Annotated in this window: 10 protein-coding genes; 7 read left to right on the plus strand and 3 right to left on the minus strand. The window is 69.0% G+C overall.

The features are described 5' to 3' along the window. The first annotated feature begins 39 nt into the window (after positions 1-39). From IEY84_RS22080 to pulA, 7 genes are all read left to right on the plus strand, one after another. Complete coding sequence (locus IEY84_RS22080; protein WP_183549172.1) at positions 40-2,214, plus strand: acyl-CoA dehydrogenase family protein; 2,175 nt, start codon at positions 40-42, stop codon at positions 2,212-2,214. Then, on the plus strand, positions 2,211-2,726 hold the full coding sequence (locus IEY84_RS22085) for an FAS1-like dehydratase domain-containing protein (RefSeq protein WP_183549170.1): 516 nt from the start codon (positions 2,211-2,213) through the stop codon (positions 2,724-2,726). The genes IEY84_RS22080 and IEY84_RS22085 overlap by 4 nt, the downstream gene beginning before the upstream one ends. Beyond that, positions 2,723-3,127, plus strand: a complete 405-nt coding sequence (locus IEY84_RS22090) for a Zn-ribbon domain-containing OB-fold protein (protein WP_221209144.1) — start codon at positions 2,723-2,725, stop codon at positions 3,125-3,127. The genes IEY84_RS22085 and IEY84_RS22090 overlap by 4 nt, the downstream gene beginning before the upstream one ends. Further along, a complete protein-coding gene (locus IEY84_RS22095) occupies positions 3,127-3,504 on the plus strand; it encodes a MaoC family dehydratase (protein WP_183549168.1) in 378 nt (125 codons plus the stop codon). Before IEY84_RS22090 ends, IEY84_RS22095 begins: the two co-directional genes overlap by 1 nt. Next, the gene (locus tag IEY84_RS22100; protein WP_183549166.1) at positions 3,501-4,667 is read left to right on the plus strand and encodes a lipid-transfer protein; all 1,167 of its coding nucleotides are present in this window, start codon (positions 3,501-3,503) and stop codon (positions 4,665-4,667) included. Before IEY84_RS22095 ends, IEY84_RS22100 begins: the two co-directional genes overlap by 4 nt. 158 nt (positions 4,668-4,825) lie before the next feature. Next, a complete protein-coding gene (locus tag IEY84_RS22105; RefSeq protein ID WP_221209143.1) occupies positions 4,826-6,199 on the plus strand; it encodes an alpha-amylase in 1,374 nt (457 codons plus the stop codon). Positions 6,200-6,225: 26 nt separating this feature from the next. Next, positions 6,226-11,559: a pullulanase-type alpha-1,6-glucosidase gene (pulA, locus tag IEY84_RS22110; RefSeq protein WP_229788922.1), complete on the plus strand. Its 5,334-nt coding sequence runs from the start codon at positions 6,226-6,228 to the stop codon at positions 11,557-11,559. A gap of 471 nt (positions 11,560-12,030) precedes the next feature. On the opposite strand, the gene IEY84_RS22115 is transcribed toward pulA, so the two are convergent. From IEY84_RS22115 to kstD, 3 genes are all read right to left on the minus strand, one after another. Further along, a complete protein-coding gene (locus IEY84_RS22115) occupies positions 12,031-13,497 on the minus strand; it encodes an FAD-binding protein (RefSeq protein ID WP_183549164.1) in 1,467 nt (488 codons plus the stop codon). Positions 13,498-13,621: 124 nt separating this feature from the next. Further along, positions 13,622-14,527 (minus strand): enoyl-CoA hydratase ChsH3, encoded by a 906-nt coding sequence (chsH3, locus tag IEY84_RS22120; protein ID WP_183549162.1) that lies wholly within the window; start codon positions 14,525-14,527, stop codon positions 13,622-13,624. Continuing rightward, on the minus strand, positions 14,527-16,245 hold the full coding sequence (gene kstD, locus IEY84_RS22125; RefSeq protein ID WP_183549160.1) for a 3-oxosteroid 1-dehydrogenase: 1,719 nt from the start codon (positions 16,243-16,245) through the stop codon (positions 14,527-14,529). The genes chsH3 and kstD overlap by 1 nt, the downstream gene beginning before the upstream one ends. Positions 16,246-16,393 lie beyond the last annotated feature (148 nt).

Raw genomic sequence — 16,393 nt, forward strand, 5'->3', positions numbered from 1 at the left:
CTGCTGACATACAAACTAGAACACGTTACAGTTCCAACCATGGGAGACGAGACACTCGATGCGGTACGCAGTGTGGTGGCCGAGGTGCTCGCCCGCGACTCCGACCGGGGCGACTGGTCGGCCTGGGCGAGTGCCGGGCTGACCGCGCTGCCGGTGCCGGAGGCGTACGGCGGCGAGGGCTTCGGGCTCGGTGAAATCGCGGTGCTGCTGCGCGAGGCCGGACGCCAGGCGGTGCGCGTGCCGGTCTGGGAGACCCTGGCGGTCGGCGCGCTGACCCTGGCCGGTCACGGCACCTCCGAGCAGCAGCGCACGGTCCTGCCCGGCGTCGCCTCCGGCCAGACGGTGCTCACCCCGGCCTGGCTCGAGCGTGGGCGGCCCGAAGTGCCGACCACCACCTTCCGAGACGGCACGGTCTCGGGACGCAAGACCGCCGTGACCTACGCCGCGGACGCCTCGCTCCTCCTGGTCACCGCGACGGCGGGGGAGCGGCCGGTCGTGGTGCTCGTCGACCCGTCCGCCGACGGGGTGACGCTGCTCCCGGCGAGCACGTCCAGCGCCGTCCCGCAGCACACTCTCGTGCTCGAGAACGCCCCGGCCGAGATGCTCGACGAGGGCGCCTACGAGGCTCTGACCGGGCTGGCGACCGCCGGACTGGCGGTGACCTGTGCCGGGGTGCTGGCCGGAGCACGCGACCTGACCGCGGCGTACGTCTCCGGGCGGCGGCAGTTCGGTCGCGCGCTGGCCGAGTTCCAGGCGGTCGCGCTGCAGATGGCAGACGTCTACGTCGCCTCCCGCACGCTCGACCTCGCCGCCGACAACGTCGTGGATGCGATCGCGCACCGGCGACCGGCCGCCGACGATCTGGCGGTGGCTGCCTACTGGGCGAGCCAGGTCGCGCCGTCCGCCTTCCGCACCTGCCACCACCTCCACGGCGGCATGGGTGTCGACGTGACCTACCCGCTGCTCGCATTCACCACCTGGGGCACCGACATCGCGCATCGGCTGGACACACCGGCCACCGCCGTCCCGGTCGAGGCCGAGGAGGCCAAGAACCACGAGCTCACCGAGGCTCAGCGTTCGTTGAAGGCGGAGGTGAGAAGGTATTTCGCAGGTCTCTCGCATGACGGCGAGCCCGGCGATCCCGGTCCCGAGGGCTCCTGGGACCGGCACGGCCCCACCTACCAGAAACTCATCAAGCAGCTCGGCGACGACGGCTGGATGGGCGTCGGCTGGCCGAAGGAGTTCGGCGGTCACGGCCTCGGCGAGGTCGAGCAGACGATCTTCGCCAACGAGGCGCAGTACGCCGACGTGCACCTGCCGGCGGTGACCCTGCAGACGGTCGGCCCGACGCTGATCCGCTACGGCACCGAGAAGCAGAAGGCGATGTTCCTCAACCGGATCCTCGCCGGTGAGGTGCACTTCGCGATCGGCTACTCCGAGCCCGAGGCCGGCACCGACCTGGCCTCGCTCCGCACGACGGCCAAGCGGGACGGCGACCACTACGTCGTCAACGGCCAGAAGCTGTGGACCACCGGCGGCCACGCCGCCGACTACATCTGGCTGGCCGTCCGCACCGACCCCGACGCCGCCAAGCACAAGGGCATCTCGATCCTCATCGTCGACACCACCGATCCGGGCTTCTCCTGGACCCCGATCATCACCGCCGACGGCTCCCACCACGTCAACGCGACCTACTTCAACGACGTACGCGTCCCCGCCGACATGCTGGTGGGGGAGGAGAACAAGGGTTGGAAGCTGATCACCACCCAGCTCAACCACGAGCGCGTCATGCTCGGGCCCGCCGGGCGGATCGAGGGTCTGCGCGACCGGGTCCTGCGCTGGGCCACGGCCCAGGGCGTTGCCGAGAGCCCCGACGTACGCGCGCTGATGGGTGAGACCACGGCGGTCTTCCGGGTCAACGAGCTGCTCAACTGGGCAGTCGCCAAGGCTGCTGAAGCCGGTGAGATCGAGGTCGCCGACGCGTCTTCGTCCAAGGTCTTCGCCGCCGACCAGGTCCAGCACCTGCTCGCCGACCTGATCACGCTGGTCCACCGCCACGGCGATCCCGGAGACCCGGCGACGAAGAGCCTGCTCGACTATCTCGACGCGCAGGCGAAGCGGAACCTCGTGCTCACCTTCGGTGGCGGTGTCCAGGAGGTGCAGCGCGAGCTGATCGCGATGTTCGGTCTCGGGATGCCGAGGGTGCCGCGATGAGCACGGCACAGACGCTGGTGGACGAGGCCGTCCACGAGAAGATCATGGCTGCCGCCGAGGAGATCAAGGCGTGGGGTGAGGCCGCCGAGCGCGAAGCGCGTGACCTCGTCAACCAGCCCACGATCAACAACTGGCTCGAGGCGATGGGCCTGGAGTCCGATCGGTTCCACCAGGGCGAGGCGCCACCGTCGATGGCACAGGTCTGGACGATGTACGGACAGGGCGGGCGTCACCCCGACCGTGATCCGCTCCACGCGATGATGAACGTGCTCACCGACGCCGGCTTCAACGGCGTCCTCGGTACCAACTCCGAGCAGAGCTACGACCGCTACCTCCGCGTCGGCGAGCAGGTCCGGGTCACCACGGCCCTCGACTCCGTCGTCGGCCCCAAGAGCACCGGGATGGGTGTCGGCTACTTCGTGACCTCCAGAAGCACCTGGTATGTAGGAGACGAGCGGGTCGCGACGATGCTGTTCCGCGTCCTCAAGTTCATCCCCAAGGTGACGGCATGAGCGGCCCGGTGCGACCGGTGATCGGCCGGGACAACGCGTACTTCTTCGAAGGCACCGCCAAGCAGGAGCTCCGCATCCAGAGCTGCAATGCCTGCGGCACCCTGAGGCACCCGCCGGGCCCGGCGTGCCTGAGCTGCGACGCGTACGACCGCGGTCATGTCGTCGCGAGCGGCGAAGGCACCGTCTACTCCTTCACCGTCGTCCATGCGCCGAAGCTGCCCGGCAAGGAGCTCCCGCTGGTGGTGGCCCTGCTGGATCTGCCCGAGGGCGTACGCATGGTGGCTGAGGTGGCCGGCGTGCCACCTGAGGGCGGGGACGGCCTGAAGATCGGCGAGCGCCTGGTCGTCGATTGGAACGTCATCGATGAGGAGCTGACGCTCCCGATCTGGAGGAGGCCCTGATGAAGGCTGGCGATGAGATCCCGGTCTGGGAGCTCCCGATCACCCCGACGCTGGTCGTCTCGACCGCGATCGCGACGCGGGACTTCCAAGACGTGCACCACGACCGCGACCGTGCCCAGGCGGCCGGCTCGAAGGACATCTTCATGAACATATTGACCTCGACGGCGCTCTGCGAGCGGTACGTCACTGACTGGGCCGGCCCCGGCGTGCAGATCAAAGGCATCTCGATCCGGCTGGGCGCCCCGGCCTACCCCTACGACACGCTGTCGTTCTCAGGCGAGGTCACCGAGGTGGCCGACGGGATCGCCACGATCACCGTCACCGGCGCGGTCTCGCTCGGTGCGCATGTGACCGGAACGGTCAGGGTCGCCGCATGAGCCTGAGCGGGAAGGCGGCGATCGTCGGCATCGGCGCGACCGAGTTCTCCAAGGACTCCGGACGCTCCGAGCTCCAGCTCTCCGTCGAGGCGACCAGAGCCGCCCTGAACGACGCCGGGCTCGCCCCGGCAGACGTCGATGGGCTGACCACGTTCACCATGGACACCAGCTCCGAGATCGCGCTGGCCCGCGAGCTCGGGCTCGGCGACCTGAGGTTCTTCTCCCGGATCAACTACGGCGGCGGCGCGGCCTGCGCGACGATCCAGCAGGCCGCGATGGCGGTCGCGACCGGCGTCGCCGACGTCGTGGTCGCCTATCGCGGCTTCAACGAGCGCTCCGGTCAGCGCTTCGGCCAGGTGCAGCCCTGGGCCGCCCAGCAGGTCAACACCAACGGCATCGACAACGCCTGGACCTACCCGCTCGGCCTCTCGACGCCTGCGGCGACGGTCGCCATGCAGGCGCGCCGCTACATGCACGACTACGGCGTGACCAGCGCGGACTTCGGTGCCGTGGCGGTCGCCGACCGTCGCCACGCCGCGACCAACCCTGCCGCGTTCTTCTACGAGAAGCCGATCACGCTCGAGGACCACCAGGCATCCCGAATGATCGCCGACCCGCTCCATCTGCTCGACTGCTGCCAAGAGTCCGACGGCGCGGTCGCGATCGTCGTCACCAGTCCGGAGAGGGCCCGCGACCTGCCCAACCCGCCGGTCACCATCGCCGCGGCCGCCCAGGGCAGCGCCGCCGACCAGTACGTGATGACCTCCTACTACCGCGACGAGATCGGCATCCCGGAGATGGGTGTGGTCGCCAAGGATCTCTGGCGCCAGTCCGGCCTCGGCCCGGCCGACATCGACACCGCAGTGCTCTACGACCACTTCACCCCCTACGTACTCATGCAGCTCGAGGAGCTCGGCTTCTGCGGCAGGGGAGAGGCGAAGGACTTCGTACGCGGTGGAGCCATCGAGATCGGCGGACGGCTGCCGATCAACACCCATGGCGGTCAGCTGGGCGAGGCCTACCTGCACGGTATGAACGGCATCGCCGAGGGCGTACGCCAGGTGCGCGGCACCTCGGTGAACCAGGTCCCCGGCGCCGCGAACGTCCTCGTCACCGCCGGCACCGGGGTGCCGACCAGCGGATTGGTGCTCACCTCCGTCTGAACAGCGCTGAAAGTTTGCGCAAGCGTTTGCGGACAGTCTGGCCGACTGTGCCGCCTCTTTGTCGTCCTCACGCCTAAGCCTTGACGTGTGATTGGGATCACTCTACGGTCTGTCTGCAAGATCTTGCAGCAAGATTCACCCTTGGCGTAGGAGGATCCATGATCAGGTCCATGGCTGTCGTGCTCGCCCTGGCGGCGGGAGCAGCTCTCACGCTCACGGCCCCGGCACAGGCGGCGCCGCCGGGAGACAAGGACGTCACCGCGGTGATGTTCGAGTGGAGCTTCGCCTCGGTGGCCAGGGAATGCACCACCACCCTGGGCCCGGCGGGCTACGGCTACGTCCAGGTGTCCCCGCCGCAGGAGCACATCCAGGGGTCGCAGTGGTGGACCTCCTACCAGCCCGTCAGCTACAAGATCGCGGGCCGGCTGGGCGACCGCGCCGCCTTCAAGAACATGATCGACACCTGCCACGCCGCCGGCGTCAAGGTCGTCGCCGACGCCGTCATCAACCACATGTCCGCGGGCTCCGGCACCGGAACCGGCGGCTCGTCCTACAGCAAGTACGACTACCCCGGCCTCTACTCGATCCACGACCTGAACAACTGCACCGCCACGATCAGCAACTACCAGGACCGCTTCAATGTCCAGGAGTGCGAGCTGGTCGGTCTCGCCGATCTCGACACCGGCGAGGACTACGTACGTGGCAAGATCGCCGGCTACCTGAACGACCTGCTCTCGCTCGGCGTCGACGGGTTCCGGATCGACGCCGCCAAGCACATGGCCGCCTCCGACCTGGCCAACATCAAGTCCCGCCTCAGCAACTCGAACGTCTACTGGAAGCAGGAGGCCATCTTCGGCGCGGGGGAGGCGGTCTCGCCCAGCGAGTACCTCGGCAACGGCGACGTCCAGGAGTTCCGCTATGCCCGTGACCTGAAGCGCGTCTTCGACAACGAGAACCTCGCCTACCTGAAGAACTACGGCGAGGGCTGGGGCTACATGTCCTCGGGCAGCTCGGCTGTCTTCGTCGACAACCACGACACCGAGCGTGGCGGCGACACGCTCAGCTACAAGGACGGCGCTGACTACACCCTGGCCAACGTCTTCATGCTGGCCTGGCCCTACGGCTCGCCCGACATCCACTCCGGCTACGAGTGGAGCGACAAGGACGCCGGCCCGCCCAACGTCGGCACGGTCAACGCCTGCTGGCAGGACGGCTGGAAGTGCCAGCACGCCTGGCCCGAGATCAAGAAGATGGTCGCCTTCCGCAACACGGCCCGCGGCCAGGCGGTCACCAACTGGTGGGACAACGGCGCCGACGCCATCGCCTTCGGACGGGGCAGCAAGGCGTACGTCGCGATCAACCACGAGCCCTCCACGCTGACCCGCACCTTCCAGACGTCGCTGGCGTCGGGCACGTACTGCGACGTGCAGAGCGGCAGGAGCGTCACCGTCAACGACTCCGGACAGTTCACAGCCACCCTCGGCTCAAACACCGCGCTTGCCCTGCACGTCGACGCGTCGACCTGCAGCTGATCCACACAACCAGAGAGGCCCTCGAGGTGAATCGACGAAGTGGCGCCCACGGCGCGTCCCGGACGGCAGCGACCGTGCTCGCGACCGCACTGCTCGCCACCATGCTGCACACGGCCACGACGGCCACATCGGCATCGGCGGTGCGGGCCCCGAAGCCGCCCGCGGACGCGAAGCTGGCCGCTGAGCCGGCTCGCCACGGCGCGACGCAGGAGCAGTTCTACTTCGTGCTGCCCGACCGTTTCGCCAACGGTGACACCGGCAACGACAGGGGTGGCCTGACCGGCAGCCGTACCTCGACCGGCTTCGACCCCACCGACAAGGGCTTCTACCAGGGCGGCGACCTCGCCGGCCTCACCGAGCGGCTCGACTACATCAAAGGCCTCGGCACCACCGCGATCTGGATGGCGCCGATCTTCAAGAACAAGCCCGTCCAGGGTGAGGGCGCGAACGCCTCGGCCGGCTACCACGGCTACTGGATCACCGACTTCACCCAGGTCGACCCGCACTTCGGCACCAACGAGGACCTCGAGACGCTCATCGATGCAGCCCATGCCAAGGACATGAAGGTCTTCTTCGACGTCATCACCAACCACACTGCCGACACCGTCGACTACGCGGAGAAGAAGTACGGCTACCGCCCCAAGGGCGCCTTCCCGTACCTCGACACCGAGGGCCGTCCCTTCGACGACGCCGAGCCCAGCTCGGACGACGCGAAGGTCGACGAGGACTCGTTCCCCTACACCCCGGCCAACACCGGCGAGATGGTTCCGTCCTGGCTCAACGACCCGACGCTCTACCACAACCGCGGCGACTCCACCTGGGAGGGCGAGTCGACCACGTACGGCGACTTCAGCGGCCTCGACGACCTGTGGACCGAGCGCCCCGAGGTCGTCGAGGGGATGACGAAGATCTACCAGAAGTGGGTCCGCGACTTCGACATCGACGGCTTCCGCATCGACACCGTCAAGCACGTCGACCTGGACTTCTGGACCGAGTGGGCGACCGCCCTCGACGCCTACGCCGCCAAGCAGGGCCGTGAGGACTTCTTCATGTTCGGCGAGGTCTACTCCGCCGACACCGACGTCAACGCGCCGTACGTCACCCGCGGCCGCCTCGACTCGACGCTCGACTTCCCGTTCCAGGACGCGGCCCGCGCCTACGCCTCGTTGGGCGCTCCGGCCGAGCGGCTCGCAGGAGTCTTCGCCGACGACTACAAGTACGCCACCGACAAGGCCAACGCCTACGAGCAGGTCACCTTCCTCGGCAACCACGACATGGGCCGGATCGGCACCTTCCTCGCGGCCGACCACCCCGACGCGACCGACGCCGAGCTCGTCCAGCGCGCCCGGCTCGCCAACGAACTGATGTTCCTCTCCCGCGGAAACCCTGTCGTCTACTACGGCGACGAGCAGGGCTTCACCGGCGCCGGCGGCGACAAGGACGCCCGCCAGCCGCTGTTCGCATCGAAGGTCGCCGACTACCTCGACGACGACCAGATCGGCACCGACCGCACGCATGCCGACGACGCGTACGACACCACCCACCCGGTCTACACCGCGATCGCCGCGCTGGCGAAGCTCCGCAAGGACCACCCGGTGCTGACCGACGGCACCCAGAAGGAGCTCTATGCCAAGGACTCCGTCTACGCGTTCTCACGCACCGGAGAGCACCGCGAGTACGTGGCCGCGGTCAACAACGCCACCGAGGCGAAGACCGTCACCCTGCCCGTGGAGTCGGTCGCCTTCGAGACGATCTACGGCGGCGACGGGGCCGAGACCGCGGCCGACTCCACGATCGAGGTGACCGTCCCGGCGCTCTCCTCGGTCGTCCTGCGCGCCGAGGCCGACCGCCCGAAGGCCACCGCGAAGCCCACCCTGTCGCTGACCGCCCCGGACTCCGGCGCCACCGGCACGGCCACCCTCTCCGCCGACCCGGGGGAGAGCGCCGGTGCCCGCGTCGTCTTCGCCGCCCAGGTCGGCAACGGAAAGTGGCGCACCCTCGGCTCGGTCGACCACGCTCCCTACAAGATCACCCAGTATGTCCCCGAGACCGTCGCTGCCGGCACCGCGCTGCGATACAAGGCGGTGGTCGTCGACCGCGACGGACGCACCGCGAGCGACCTGGCCGAGACCACGGCCGGACAGGCACCCGAGGCCGAGAACCCGAGCGCCGTCGACCGCGACTACGCGGTCGTGCACTACCGGCGGGCCGACGGCGACTACACCGGCTGGACCCTCCGGGTCGGCGACCAGAGCAGTGGGTTCAGCGGCCGCGACGCCTACGGCGCCTTCGCCTGGGTGAAGCTTCCCGAGGGCGCGTCCTCGGTGACGTACACGGTCGAGAAGGACGGCACCGCCGACGGCGGTGAGCGGAGGATCGACCTCGGCGAGACCGGCGAGGTCTGGGTCGAGGCCGGCAGGGACGGCCAGCAGGCCACCCGGCCCGACGGCGTCTACCCGGCGCCCGACACGTCCAAGGCCGTCATCCATTTCCACCGCCCCGACGGCGACTACGACGGCTGGGGCCTGCACACCTGGACCGGCGCCGCCAGCCCCACCGAGTGGTCCAAGCCGCTCCAGCCCACCGGCGAGGATGCCTACGGCGTCACCTTCGAGGTGCCGCTGGCCGAGGGCGCCACCGCGCTCAACTACATCGTCCACAGGGGCGACGAGAAGGACATCCCGAACGATCGCTCGCTCGACCTGGCGACGTGCGGCCACGAGGTGTGGCTCAGTTCCGGCGACACCGGCTATCTGCTGCCGTCGGTCGGCTCGGCACCCGAGCTCGACCTGACCAAGGCGCAGGCACAGTGGATCGACCGGGAGACGGTCGTGCTCCCGAAGGAGATGGCGAGCGGCTCGGCGCTGTCCACGCAGCTGGTCTATGGCCGCGACGGCGGCATCACCGTCGAGGACGGCGCGCTCAGCAGCGAGGGCCGCTGGCTGCGGCTCCAGGCCTCGACGCTGAGCGAGGAGCAGAAGGCGCGGTTCCCGCACCTGAAGGAGTGCGCCGCGTTCACCGTCGACACCCGCGACCGCGACCGGATCCGGGAGGCGCTCGCCGGCCAGGTCGTGCTCACCCAGCGCATCGGCAACGGTGCCCTGGTCACGGGCACCGGTGTCCAGACGCAGGGCATCCTCAACGACCTCTATGCCGCGAAGGCGGAGAAGGCGTCCCTCGGGCCGGTGTTCAAGGGCGGCAGGGTCGCCCTGTCCGTCTGGGCGCCCACCGCCCACGAGGTCTCGCTCGAGCTCGGCGCCAAGAGGGTTCCGATGCGCCGTGACCACGCCAGCGGCGTCTGGTCGGTGACCGGTTCAGCCACGGCCTGGCGCGGCAAGGAGTACCGCTACGCCGTGACCGTGTGGGCGCCGAGCGTGCAGAAGCTCGTCACCAACAAGGTCACCGACCCCTACTCGGTCGCGCTCACCGCCGACTCCGAGCGCAGCCTCGTCGTCGATCTCAACGACAAGGCGCTCGCCCCCAAGGGCTGGTCGAGCCTGAAGAAGCCGAAGGCCGTGGCGATGAAGGACGCCCAGATCCAGGAGCTCCACATCCGCGACTTCTCCGTCGAGGACGAGACCAGCTCCAACCCGGGCAGCTACCTCGCCTTCGCCGACGAGGACAGCGACGGGGTGAGGCACCTGCGCAAGCTGACCGGGGCCGGCACGTCGTACGTCCACCTGCTGCCGGCCTTCGACATCGCCACGATCCCGGAGAGGAAGCGCGACCAGACCACGCCTGATTGCGATCTCGCGTCCTATGCGCCGGACAGCGAGAAGCAGCAGGAGTGCGTCGCCGCGGCGGCCGCCGGAGATGCGTACAACTGGGGCTACGACCCCTACCACTACACGGTCCCGGAGGGCTCCTACGCGACCGACCCGGACGGAACCGAGCGGACCGTCGAGTTCCGGCAGATGGTGAAGTCGCTCAACGAGGACGGACTACGGGTCGTGATGGACGTGGTCTACAACCACACCACCAGCAGCGGGCAGGCGAAGACGTCCGTGCTCGACAAGATCGTGCCCGGCTACTACCAGCGGCTCCTCGCCGACGGGTCGGTCGCCAACTCCACCTGCTGCGCCAACACCGCGCCCGAGAACGCGATGATGGGCAAGCTCGTCGTCGACTCGATCGTGACCTGGGCCAGGGACTACAAGATCGACGGCTTCCGGTTCGACCTGATGGGGCACCATCCCAAGGCCAACATCCTGGCCGTCCGCAAGGCGCTCGACGCCCTCACGCTCGAGAAGGACGGCGTCGACGGGAAGAAGATCATCCTCTACGGCGAAGGCTGGAACTTCGGTGAGATCGCCGACGACGCCCGCTTCCTCCAGGCCACCCAGAAGAACATGGCGGGCACCGGCATCGCCACGTTCAGCGACCGCGCCAGAGATGCCGTACGCGGCGGCGGCCCGTTCGACGCCGACCCGGGCGTCCAGGGCTTCGCGAGCGGTCTCTACACCGACCCCAACACCTCGGCCGCCAACGGCACCGAGGCGGAGCAGAGGGCGCGGCTGCTGCACTACCAGGATCTGATCAAGGTCGGGTTGTCCGGCAACCTCGCGGGCTACTCGTTCACCGACACCTCGGGCAACCGGGTGAAGGGCTCCGAGGTCGACTACAACGGCGCGCCGGCAGGCTACGCAGCCGCCCCGGGCGACGCGCTCGCCTACGCCGACGCCCATGACAACGAGTCCCTCTACGACGCGCTCACCTTCAAGCTGCCTGCCTCGACCAGCACCGCGGACCGCTCCCGGATGCAGGTGCTCGCCATGGCCACAGCCGCGCTCTCACAGGGCCCGGCGCTCTCCCAGGCCGGCACCGACCTGCTCCGCTCGAAGTCGCTGGACCGCAACTCCTACGACTCCGGGGACTGGTTCAACGCCATCGTCTGGGACTGCGACGCGGGCAACGGCTTCGGGCGCGGGCTGCCGCCGGCCACGGACAACAAGGACAAGTGGCCCTACGCCAAGCCGCTCCTCGCCTCGTCCCCCGTCCCGGGCTGCGCGGACATCGGGGGAGCCTCGGCCGCCTATCAGGACTTGCTGAGGATCCGTACGGACGAGTCGGCCTTCCACCTGGACAGCACCGGACAGGTCCAGGAGGAGCTCTCGTTCCCGCTCTCGGGGAAGGAGGAGACGCCGGGTGTCATCACCATGCGCCTCGGTGACCTGGTGGTCGTCTTCAATGCGACCACGACGGAGCAGCGGCAGAGGGTGAAGGACGTCGAGGGTGCCGGTTATCGCCTGCACCCGCTGCAGGCCGCCGGCTCCGACGAGGTCGTGAAGTCGTCCTCGTTCGACCCGGCGTCGGGCACCTTCACGGTCCCTGCCCGGACGGTGGCCGTCTACACCCGGTGACGGGTGGGAAAACGGACGCGGCCCCGGCTCATCGAGCCGAGGCCTGCGGTTTCGTGTGTCAGGAAGCTCGGCGTGCCTCAGGAAGGGCTGTTGCCGGCGACGGCACCGATCACCACGAGCGCGATGACGACCAGGGCGGCGATGACCATGAGGCCGGCCGGGCTCCGGAAGTCGAACATGGGGATTCCTTTCGGCTAGTTCGGCGACAGGCGACGGTGGGGATCGTGTCCTGCGGACGCATCGGGAGAGCCGATTCGGACGGCGGCGATTGCCCGTGGCGTCGCGTATACACAACCAGTCAGGGTCATGACGCGCGTAGGGTCCAAGGTCCCAAATTTTGCCGAAGCCATTCACGTCTGAAGGGATATGTGATATGGCAACTGCTTCTTCGGTGAACGTGGCAAACCCTAGCGGGCCGCCAGCGGCCCGGTCGACCAGGGATCGACGAGACGGCCGTGGCTGTGAGCCCCGTCACCGGATCCCGGCGGCATGCCGACCGGCCCGTCGTCCGAAGTACGATCCGTCGCCGAGCTGCAGACCGGAGGCGTAGCCCTTGGCGTCCTGGGCGAGGTTGGCCGCGCAGGCGCCGGCGGCGTAGAGGCCCGCGATCGCGGAGCCGTCATCGCGGCGTACCTCGCCTTCGACGGTGGTGGCCAGCCCGCCCATCGTGAACCCGGCGTACATCGCCTTGCCCAGCGATAGGTCGTAGGCGCCCCACGGGCCGGTGTCCTGCGGCTCGGTCCACTCCGCCGCCTTGTGGAGCTCCGGGTCCTCGCCGTCGGCGGCGTGGGTGTTGTAGGAGGTCAGGGTGGCGTTCAGGGCCTCGAAGGGTACGCCCAGGCCGGCCGCCATCTCCTCGACCGTCTCCCAGCCGTCGATGAACGGGCACAGCGGCATCTTCGGGTGCTCGATGTGCGCCGAGTCGACGATCAGGAACGCGGCCGATTCCGGCTGCTCCATGACAAAGGCGGCCGTACGCGCGTGGTAGGAGTCCTCGGCCACGAACCGCTTGCCGTGCTTGTTGACGATGATCCCGGTCAGCAGGATCGAGGGCGGATAGAACGGCGCGGTCTGGAACGGCTCGTCCATGAACCGCCAGCGGCCGCCTGCTGAGGCGCCCAAGCGCAGCCCGAGGCCGTCGTCGTAGGTGGAGGCCAGCGGGAAGAGCTTCTCGCCTAGCCGAGGCGTGTGCTCGGCGACCATGTCGGCGTTGCCGACGAAGCCGCCGGCGGCCAGGATCACCGCCTTGGCCCGGATCGCGCCACGCTCCTCGAACCGGCGCCAGGCCAGGCCGACGACCCGGCCGTCCTCGATCACCAGGTTGGTGGCACCGGTCTCGTAGCGGATCTCTGCTGACGTCTCGGCCAGCCGGTCGGCCATCCGGTCGACGACCAGCTTGGCGCCACCGGTGTCACCCGGGACCGGCACCTTGTGGCCGCGCGGCGCCGGGACGGCGAGGTCGCGGAAGGGATGGACCTTCTCGTTGCCGGTGTACATCAGGCCCTCGGTGCCGGGCTGGATGACGGCCTTGCCGGGCCAGAAGGTGCGCTCGAACTCGAACCCGAGTGCCTCGAGCCAGTCGAAGTGCTCGACCGAGTCGTCGCAGTAGGCCCGGATCTTGTCGTCCTCCGGCTCCTTGGAGACCGCGCGGATGTAGTTGAACATCTCCTCGGCCGAGTCCTCGATCCCGGTCGCCTTCTGCACCGCGGTGCCGCCGCCGAGATAGAAGTGGCCGCCGGCCATCGCCGAGGTGCCACCGGGCTCCGCGGCCCGCTCCAGGAGGATCGTGCGGGCTCCGGACCGGGCCGCCTCCAGCGCCGCGGCCCCGCCCGCCACGCCGAAGCCGACCACGATCACGTCGGTCTCTTCCGACCAGCCGCCGAAGCGCTCCTTGACGTCGGCAGGGGAGAGTACGTCGGGAAGTGTTGTTCCGCTCATGCCGTCCTCCCGTGTGGCCCGCGCCGCGCGTGTAACACGTCGTTCGTAGCACTATCCGGTCGTTCTAATAGGGCGATTAGTTCGACGAACAGCGTGTTACACATCGAGTTACACCCCGCGCGGCTCATCTCGCCTCCCCGCTTCGTTCGGTCGTCTCCAGGTAGCAGTCGGCGAGCACGGGCGCGCCGTGGCGGGCCGGATCCGGTGACGAGATCGCCGCCCGGACCAGGATCTTCGGCTCCTCGTCCCAGGCCTCGATCGAGATCGTCTCGCCGGGGAAGACGATCCCGGCGAACCGGGCACCGAACCCGGCGACCCGGGTCGCGTCCCCGTCCAGGAGCAGCGCGGTCGCCTCGCGGAGCACGATCCCGTAGGAGCACAGCCCGTGCAGGATCGGCTTCGGGAAGCCCGCCTTCGCGGCGAAAGCAGGGTCGGCGTGCAACGGGTTGCGGTCGCCGCACAACCGGTAGAGCAACGCCTGCTGCTCGGTGACGTCATACGCAGCGACAGCATCCGGCGCACGGTCGGGAACCGGCAGCGAGGTGGACGGGCCGCGCTCACCCCCGAAGCCGCCCTCGCCGCGTACGAAGATCGAGGAGCGTACGGTCCACAGCGGATCGCCCGCCGCGGTGGTGGCAACGCCCTCCTGGACGATGACCGCGGCCTTGCCCTTGTCCCAGACCTCGGCGATCCGGGTCGAGACGACGGCTTCGCCTGAGGTGGGGATCGGCCCGTCGACGCGGATCTCCTGGGAGCCGTGGAGCACCGAGGCCAGGTCGATGTCGCAGCCGGGCAGGTCGAGCGCGGGCGGTTCGGTGACGTGGAAGGTCGGGGCCACCACGCCGAAGGACGGCAGCACGGTCAGCGCCTCGGAGTCCAGCGTGTAGCGCAGCGCGGCCGGGTCTGTCGCGTCACCGGGACGCGAGCCGGCGCCGATGCCGAGGTGGTAGAGCAGCACGTCGGAGGAGGTCCAGGAGAACGTGCGGGACGGCAGGGAGGCGCCGATGGCCTTGGTGGGGTCGATGGGCATCAGTTGCGCTCCTCTGGGGTCGAGGTGTTGGTGAGCGAGACGGCGCAGTCCTCGGCGGCCAGATAGCCGAAGACCAGGGCGGGTCCGATGGTGGCGCCCGGACCGGCGTAGGTGCGGCCCATGACGGCGGAGGAGACGTTGCCGGCGGCGTAGAGGCCTTCGATCGCGGAGCCGTCGGGCCGCAGGACGCGGGCACGCTTGTCGGTGACCAGCCCGCCCTTGGTGCCGAGGTCGCCGGGGGCCATCTTGACCGCGTAGAACGGCGCCTGGTCGATGGCGTTGAGCGAGCAGTTCGGCTTGATCGTGGGGTCGGAGTAGTACTTGTCGTAGGTCGACTCGCCGCGGTGGAAGTCCTCGTCGACGCCGGACTCCGCGAAGCCGTTGAAGCGGGCCAGGGTCTCGCGCAGGCCGTCGACGGGCACATCGATCTTCTCGGCCAGCGCCTCGACCGTGGCGGCCTTCACGACGACTCCGCTCTTGAGCCAGCGGCCCGGGAACGGCTGGCCCGGCCCGAGGCCGGCGAAGATGTAGCGGCTGCGGTAGCGCTGGTCGAAGACCAGCCACGCGGGGACGTGCGAGACGCCGGTCTCTTGGCCCTTGTAGATCTCGTGGACGGCCTCGACGTAGGGGAGCGCCTCGTTCATGAACCGCTTGCCGGCGCCGTTGACGATGATCGAGCCGGGCAGGTTGCGCTCGGCGAGCGCGAACCACGGCCGTCCCGGGAACGGGATCGTCGGCCCCCACCAGGACTCGTCCATGAGGTCGGTGTCCGCGCCGGCCGCGATCCCGGCCAGGATGCCGCCGCCGGTGTTGGAGAAGGCGCCGGTGGTCCATTCGACCGAGGTCGGCGCGGGCAGATACTTCTCCCGCATCTCCAGGTTGCGCTCGAACCCGCCAGAGCCGAGGATCACGCCGCGCCGTGCCCGGATCACCGTGGTCGGACCGGAGTCGCCGCGGCGCACCTCGACGCCGACGACCCGGCCGTCCTCGGTGACCAGACCGACCAGCTCCGTCTCGTACCGGATCGGGACGCCGGCGTCCATGAGCCCCTTGCGAAGGCCGATCGCGAGCGCCGCACCCATGGCGTACATCTTCTTGCCGCGCAGGCCGGCGAGGATCCGCGCGACCGCGATCTTGACCATCGTGATCGGGCCTCGGATCGTACGCATCCCGAGGCTGATCTTCCGGAAGTCGGCCTGGGTGACGACCATGTTGGCCGGTGACTTCGTGTAGGGCGGATGCAGTCGCTCGAGCTCGTCGCCGATCACCCGAGCGTCCAGAGGGACCGGCTCGACGGATCGGCCGGCGCCGCGGCCGCCGGGGGCCTCGGGGTGATAGTCGGCGTAGTCGGGGACCCAGCTGAACCGCACCGGCGTCTTCTCGCACACGAACGAGAGCACTTCAGGTCCTCGGCCGAGGAACGTCTCGCGGCGCTCGGCCGGGACCACGTCTCCGACGATCGACTCGAGGTAGAGACTGGCGGCTTCGGGGGAGTCCTTCTGGTGGGCCGCCTCGAGGGCGTGGTTGCGCGGGATCCAGACCCCGCCGCCGGAGCGAGAGGTGGATCCGCCGAAATACGCGCTCTTCTCGATGACGACGGTCTCGAGCCCGTGACGACGGGCGGCCGCCAGTGCTGCGGTCATCCCGGCGCCCCCGGCGCCCACGACGACGACGTCGTAGGTCTCCTCCCCGTCGGCTGCCTCGGTCAACTGTTCCATGGTGCTCCCTCAACGTCGCCTGTCCCAGAACTGAAACACGTTCTACCATAGATGACAGCGAGTGAAACACGCCCAAGGACTCGACAAAACTGAAACGTGTTCTAGTATTGATCCATCGGCAGCGCACGAACCGCGCCGCCCGACGACA

The organism is Nocardioides albus (assembly GCF_014648255.1).
Classification (GTDB): Bacteria; Actinomycetota; Actinomycetes; order Propionibacteriales; family Nocardioidaceae; genus Nocardioides; species Nocardioides albus.

Coding starts and splice junctions, on each gene's coding strand:
- IEY84_RS22080 (WP_183549172.1), top strand. CDS start 40: ATGGGAGACGAGACACTCGATGCGGTACGCAGTGTGGTGGCCGAGGTG.
- IEY84_RS22115 (WP_183549164.1), bottom strand. CDS start 13,497: ATGAGCGGAACAACACTTCCCGACGTACTCTCCCCTGCCGACGTCAAG.
- IEY84_RS22100 (WP_183549166.1), top strand. CDS start 3,501: ATGAGCCTGAGCGGGAAGGCGGCGATCGTCGGCATCGGCGCGACCGAG.
- IEY84_RS22095 (WP_183549168.1), top strand. CDS start 3,127: ATGAAGGCTGGCGATGAGATCCCGGTCTGGGAGCTCCCGATCACCCCG.
- IEY84_RS22085 (WP_183549170.1), top strand. CDS start 2,211: ATGAGCACGGCACAGACGCTGGTGGACGAGGCCGTCCACGAGAAGATC.
- IEY84_RS22105 (WP_221209143.1), top strand. CDS start 4,826: ATGATCAGGTCCATGGCTGTCGTGCTCGCCCTGGCGGCGGGAGCAGCT.
- chsH3 (WP_183549162.1), bottom strand. CDS start 14,527: ATGCCCATCGACCCCACCAAGGCCATCGGCGCCTCCCTGCCGTCCCGC.
- kstD (WP_183549160.1), bottom strand. CDS start 16,245: ATGGAACAGTTGACCGAGGCAGCCGACGGGGAGGAGACCTACGACGTC.
- IEY84_RS22090 (WP_221209144.1), top strand. CDS start 2,723: ATGAGCGGCCCGGTGCGACCGGTGATCGGCCGGGACAACGCGTACTTC.